Raw genomic sequence first — 5654 nt, 5'->3', positions numbered from 1 at the left:
CTCCGCAGAATTACTTGGCCGTCATCAAGGTCGTCGGCATCGGCGGCGGTGGCGTGAACGCAGTCAACCGCATGATCGAGGTCGGTCTTCGCGGCGTCGAATTCATCGCCATCAACACCGATGCCCAGGCATTGTTGATGAGCGATGCCGACGTCAAACTCGACGTCGGGCGTGAACTGACCCGTGGACTCGGTGCTGGCGCGAACCCTGAGGTTGGCCGGCAGGCTGCGGAGGACCACGCCGATGAGATCGAAGAGGTCATCCGGGGCGCAGACATGGTCTTCGTCACCGCCGGCGAGGGCGGCGGCACCGGCACCGGCGGCGCGCCCGTCGTAGCCCGGATTGCCCGTTCCCTCGGCGCCCTGACCATCGGCGTCGTGACGCGGCCCTTCACCTTCGAAGGCCGCCGCCGGGCCGGCTCCGCCGAAGCCGGGATCGACGCCCTGCGCGACGAAGTCGACACCCTGATCGTGATCCCGAACKACCGTCTGCTCTCCATTAGCGACCGCAACGTCTCCGTCCTGGACGCGTTCCGCTCCGCCGACCAGGTCCTGCTCTCCGGCGTCCAGGGCATCACCGACCTCATCACCACGCCGGGCCTGATCAACCTCGACTTMGCCGACGTCAAGTCCGTCATGCAGGGCGCCGGTTCCGCGCTCATGGGCATCGGTTCGGCCCGCGGCGAGGACCGGGCCGTCAAGGCCGCGGAGCTCGCMATCGCCTCCCCGCTGCTCGAAGCATCGATCGACGGCGCGCACGGCGTCCTGCTGTCCATCCAGGGCGGCTCGGACCTCGGCCTCTTCGAAATCAACGAAGCAGCCCGCCTGGTCCAGGAAGTCGCCCACCCCGAGGCCAACATCATCTTCGGCGCCGTGATCGATGACGCACTCGGCGACGAGGCACGCGTCACCGTCATCGCCGCCGGCTTCGACGACGTCAAGGCCACCTCGCCGTCCATGGACCAGTCTCTGCCGGCCGCGCCGCAGCGTCCTACGTCCGCGGCCCCGGCTCCGGCGCAGGCACCCGCCTCCGCCCAGGTCCAGCCGCTGCACGCCACCGTGGGCGCTTCCGGCTACGGCGGCTGGGGCCAGCAGCGTCCCTCCGCGGTACCGGCCGACTCAGGCTTCGACGTCGACCTCCCGGCCGTCGTGGAGCCGGACCTGTCCGGCCGCCACTCCGATGACCTGGATGTCCCCGACTTCCTCAAGTAAATCGTTCGGCTTCAGCATGGCACTGCCGTCCGGCGGTGCCATGCTGCTTTTCGCCGGGTTACGGTGGATCGTATGAACGCAAGAATTCCGGACATGTTAACGGCGGTGGTGTGATTGTTTTCCTGGCAGGCTCAAGTCCGGCCCGGCGTGTGGGTGGCCTTCACCGACGCCGGAGCCGGGAACCTGGCACTTCACGTTGGTGACGACCCCCGCGCGGTCCGCCGCCGGCGCAAGGAGCTCGAAGCGGCCGCGGGACTCGGCGGGCGCGTCTTCCGGTACATGAACCAGGTCCACGGCGCTGACGTCGCCACCATCACCGGCGGCACCGCGACGGGCGATGCCCGCCCCGCGGCAGCGGACAGCAGTTCGGACACCGCAGCGGACGAACCGGCCGCCCCCACCGCCGACGCCATGGTTTCCCTGACCGAGCCGCTGGCGGTCATGGTGGCGGACTGCGTGCCGGTCGTACTGGTCGGCGACGGCCCGGCCGGCACCCCCGTCCTCGGGGTAGTCCACGCCGGGCGCCCCGGTGTGGCTGCCGGAGTGGTGCCGGCCGCCGTCGCACGCCTGCGTGAGCTCGGCGCGGGCAGCATCAGCGCCTGGATCGGCCCATCCGTCTGCGGCCGCTGCTACGAGGTCCCCGACGGGCTGCGCTCCGACGTTGCCGCGGCCGTCCCCGCCACGTGGTGCACCACGTCCACCGGCACGCCGGGCCTGGACCTGCCGGCAGGCGTCCGGAGCCAGCTGGAGGCAGCGGATGTCGCGGTGGAATACTCCGGGGGCTGCACCCTCGAGGACGGAAACCTGTTTTCCTACCGCCGTGACCCCCGCACCGGCCGCTTCGCCGGGCTGGTGTGGACGGACACGACACACGGAAAAAGAGCACAGGGCCATGACTGAGCCGGTTGAGGGCCGGGCCGCAGGGCCGGCTGGCCTTCCGGGGGAGGTATCGGGGCAAATATCGGGGGAGCGGCCGGGGKAGAACCGTGAGGACGCGCTGGAAGGTCCCCGGCTGGTTCAGCTTGAGGCAAACCTCACGGCCGTCCGCCGCAGGATCGACGCCGCCGTTGCGGCCGCGGGCCGGCAGTCGACGCCCCCCCGCCTGATTGTCKTCACCAAGTTCCACCCGGCGCAGGACGTCCGGCGGCTCGCGTCGCTGGGGGTCACCGACGTCGGGGAAAACCGGGACCAGGAAGCCGCCGGAAAGGCAGAGCAACTGGAAGACCTCGGCCTGAACTGGCACTTCATCGGCCAACTCCAAAGCAACAAGGCCAAGTCCGTGGTGAGATATGCCGGGGCCGTGCACTCCGTGGACCGGGCCGGCCTCGCCACGGCCCTGGCCAAGGCGATGGCGGTCGAAACCGATCGCACAGGGCGGCCGCCCCTGGATTGCTTCATCCAGGTCAGTCTTGAGGACGACGCCGGCGTGCACCGCGGCGGCGCAGCCCCCGACGACGTTCCCGCCCTGGCCGAACAACTGGCCGGAGCCGCGGGACTMCGGCTCGCGGGMGTCATGGCCGTGGCCCCGCTCGGTGCGGACCCTACCGCCKCCTTCGAGAAACTGGCGGGCATTTCCGGGCGGCTAAGAGAACAATTTCCGGAGGCCGCGGGAATTTCCGCCGGCATGAGCCAGGACCTCGAGCAGGCGATCCGGTTCGGGGCGACACACCTGCGCATTGGCTCCGATATTCTCGGTCCGCGTCCGGGCCTGCGGTAAGTTCGACGTATTGGAAGGTATCGGCGGGGATTCCAAGGCTGTCTAGTCATTAAGCGGCCCGCTTACGGACAAGATTAGGAGTCGAGCATGGCTGGCGCTCTGCGCAAGACAATGATCTATCTTGGGCTCGCCGACGGCGACGAACACTACGAGTCTGAGCACCCCACACCGCACAAGGATGAGGACGAATCCATGGAGCAGGACCGCGAGGAACGACGTGCGCCCGCGCCCGTCCGCGAGGTCCCCCGGGAAGAGCCTTACGCCGCTGAAGAGGAATATCGCGCACCTGTGACACCCATCAAGCGTGCGGCATCGAGCCGCGAAGAGACCACCGGCCTCCGGCAGATCACCACGATCCATCCGCGGTCTTACAACGACGCCAAGCTCATCGGCGAAAGCTTCCGCGACGGCATCCCCGTCATCATGAACGTCACCGACATGGGCKAGGCCGATGCCAAGCGCCTCGTGGACTTCTCCGCCGGCCTTGTTTTCGGTCTGCGCGGCAGCATCGAACGGGTGACGAACAAGGTCTTCCTGCTCTCGCCGTCGTACATCGAAGTCATTGGCGATGACAAGAAGGTCAGCGAGACGCAGGCCAGTTTCTTCAACCAAAGCTAGAGACGATAATTCCGCACGGATGCCAGGCGGGGACACCCGCCTGGCATMCRTGCGGAATTATTCGTGTTGAAATAGAAGCGGTACTTTCCTTAGGACACTGCGGTATCCGGAATGAACATGGAGATATGAGTTAGCTCATGGGAATTGTTTTCGGGCTCGTCTATATCGCACTGTTGCTTTTCTTCGTGGCCCTGATCATCCGCCTGGTTTACGACTGGGTACAGATGTTTGCCCGGAACTGGCGTCCCCGCGGTGTGGCGCTCGTCGCTGCCCATGCCGTGTATTCGGTCACGGACAAGCCCCTCGGGCTCCTGCGCCGGCTCATCCCGCCGCTCCGGCTGGGCGGTGTTTCGCTGGACATCGGGTTCCTGCTGCTGTTCGTTGTCGTGAGCCTGGCGATGGGGATCGTGAAGAGCCTGGTGTAGGCCCGGCCGACCGCAGCATCAGCAGCCGCCGCGGCCACGCAGGCGACTGAMCCGGGCCAAGGCCCGAACTGCTAGAAACTCCGGTTTGACACTGCGGTGTTGAATTAGAGGAACCAGACCATATTTAGGTACCGTAGTTTTGACGGCCGGAAGGCCTACTGACTAACTAGACCAACGAGGTGACCAGATGGCTTTGACGCCAGAAGACGTTGTCAACAAGCGCTTTCAGCCGACCAAGTTCCGCGAAGGCTACGACCAGGACGAGGTAGATGACTTCCTGGACGAGATCGTCGTCGAACTCCGGCGCCTGAACCAGGAGAACGACGAGCTCCGCAAGAAGCTCGCCGAACTCGGCGCCGGCACGCCTGCCAGCTCCGCAGCCGCCGCCCCCGTGGTGGAAAAGGTCCCGGCGCCCGTCAAGGCCGAAAAGGAAGACGCCGCCAAGGCCGAGGCTGAGGCCAAGGCAAAGGCGGCCGCTGAAGCTGCCAAGAAGAAGGAAGCCGAGCAGGCCGCCAAGGCCGCCCAGGCAGCCCAGGCAGCCCAGGCAGTCGAACCGGCCCGCACAGCGGTCACCCCGGCTTCCGAGTCGGCCGCCGGCCTGCTCGCCATGGCGCAGCAGATGCACGACAAGCACATCGCAGACGGCGAGCAGCAGCGGGACAAGATCATCGCTGAAGCACAGATCGAGGCCAGCAGCCTCGTCAACGATGCTCAGGAAAAGTCCCGCAAGATCCTTGGTGCCCTCGAGCAGCAGCGCTCCGTGCTGGAACGCAAGGTCGAGCAGCTGCGCGGCTTCGAGCGCGACTACCGCTCACGCCTGAAGGCCTACATCGAAGGCCAGCTGCGTGACCTCGATGCCCGCGGCTCCGTTGCGGCCGCTGAGGTTGGCGAAGCCAGCTAAGGCAAAAAACCAAGTATTCTGAAAGTCGGTGGCTGAGGACTCCTCGGCCGCCGGCTTTTCATTTTTCCCGCACTGTCTCATTCCTGAACGGTTCATTCCTGCACGGGGCCGCCACCGGTTCCGGTGCCGGCGTGCCGGGCACCCCTCCCCGGTCTCCGTACTGGCTCCCGAACGAAAGCCCTATGACTGACGCACCATCACCAGACGCCACACAGCCCGCCGAGGCCGCACAGCCCGATGCGGCCGCACAGCCCGTGCCTACCCGGCCGCGCCGGGCAAAGCTGTTTATCCTGTTCGCTGCCTTCGCGGTGTTCGCGTACGTGTTTGACCAGCTGACCAAGCTCTGGGTCACAACCACCATGACAGAGGGCGAACGGATCCCCGTGTTTCCGCCGCTGCTGCACTGGTTCTACATCCGCAACTCCGGGGCGGCGTTCTCGATCGGCGAAAACGTCACCTGGGTGTTCACGATCATCATGGCGGCGGTCTCCGTCGCGATCCTGATGCAGCTTCGTAAGCTTGGCTCGCTGTGGTGGGCGCTGGCGCTCGGGCTGCTGCTTGGCGGTGCACTCGGCAACCTGACGGACCGGCTTTTCCGCGAGCCGTCTTTCGCGATGGGTCATGTGGTGGACTTCATCCAGCTGCCGAACTTCGCGATCTTCAACATCGCCGACTCTGCCGTCGTCTCAGCCGTCGTGATCATCTGTCTGCTCACGCTGCGCGGGATTTCGCTGGACGGCTCGCGCCACACGAAGGATGCGGTGGCCAAGGATGTCTAACCC

Annotated in this window: 7 protein-coding genes; all 7 read left to right on the top strand. The window is 66.3% G+C overall.

Annotated features, from left to right (window positions below; translation table 11 throughout):
• A partial coding sequence (ftsZ, locus tag AC1DBQ_RS21100; RefSeq protein WP_476930371.1) for a cell division protein FtsZ occupies positions 1-1211 on the top strand: 1211 nt, incomplete at its 5' end.
• A gap of 114 nt (positions 1212-1325) precedes the next feature.
• Positions 1326-2111: a purine nucleoside phosphorylase YfiH/LACC1 family protein gene (locus tag AC1DBQ_RS21095; protein ID WP_476930370.1), complete on the top strand. Its 786-nt coding sequence runs from the start codon at positions 1326-1328 to the stop codon at positions 2109-2111.
• Positions 2104-2928, top strand: a complete 825-nt coding sequence (locus tag AC1DBQ_RS21090; protein WP_476930369.1) for a YggS family pyridoxal phosphate-dependent enzyme — start codon at positions 2104-2106, stop codon at positions 2926-2928. Before AC1DBQ_RS21095 ends, AC1DBQ_RS21090 begins: the two co-directional genes overlap by 8 nt.
• Before the next feature lie 87 nt (positions 2929-3015).
• On the top strand, positions 3016-3546 hold the full coding sequence (locus tag AC1DBQ_RS21085) for a cell division protein SepF (RefSeq protein WP_476930368.1): 531 nt from the start codon (positions 3016-3018) through the stop codon (positions 3544-3546).
• Between the two features lie 137 nt (positions 3547-3683).
• On the top strand, positions 3684-3971 hold the full coding sequence (locus tag AC1DBQ_RS21080; RefSeq protein WP_116767505.1) for a YggT family protein: 288 nt from the start codon (positions 3684-3686) through the stop codon (positions 3969-3971).
• Positions 3972-4158: 187 nt separating this feature from the next.
• Entirely contained in the window at positions 4159-4872 is a 714-nt protein-coding gene (locus AC1DBQ_RS21075; RefSeq protein ID WP_476930367.1) for a DivIVA domain-containing protein, read from the top strand.
• A 182-nt stretch (positions 4873-5054) separates the two neighbouring features.
• On the top strand, positions 5055-5651 hold the full coding sequence (gene lspA / locus AC1DBQ_RS21070; RefSeq protein WP_476930366.1) for a signal peptidase II: 597 nt from the start codon (positions 5055-5057) through the stop codon (positions 5649-5651).
• The last annotated feature ends 3 nt before the right edge of the window (positions 5652-5654 follow it).

The organism is Arthrobacter sp. 10T413_2, from assembly GCF_056394205.1.
Note: the sequence above shows the minus strand (reverse complement) of the source record. Positions and strands in the feature narration are given on the sequence as shown.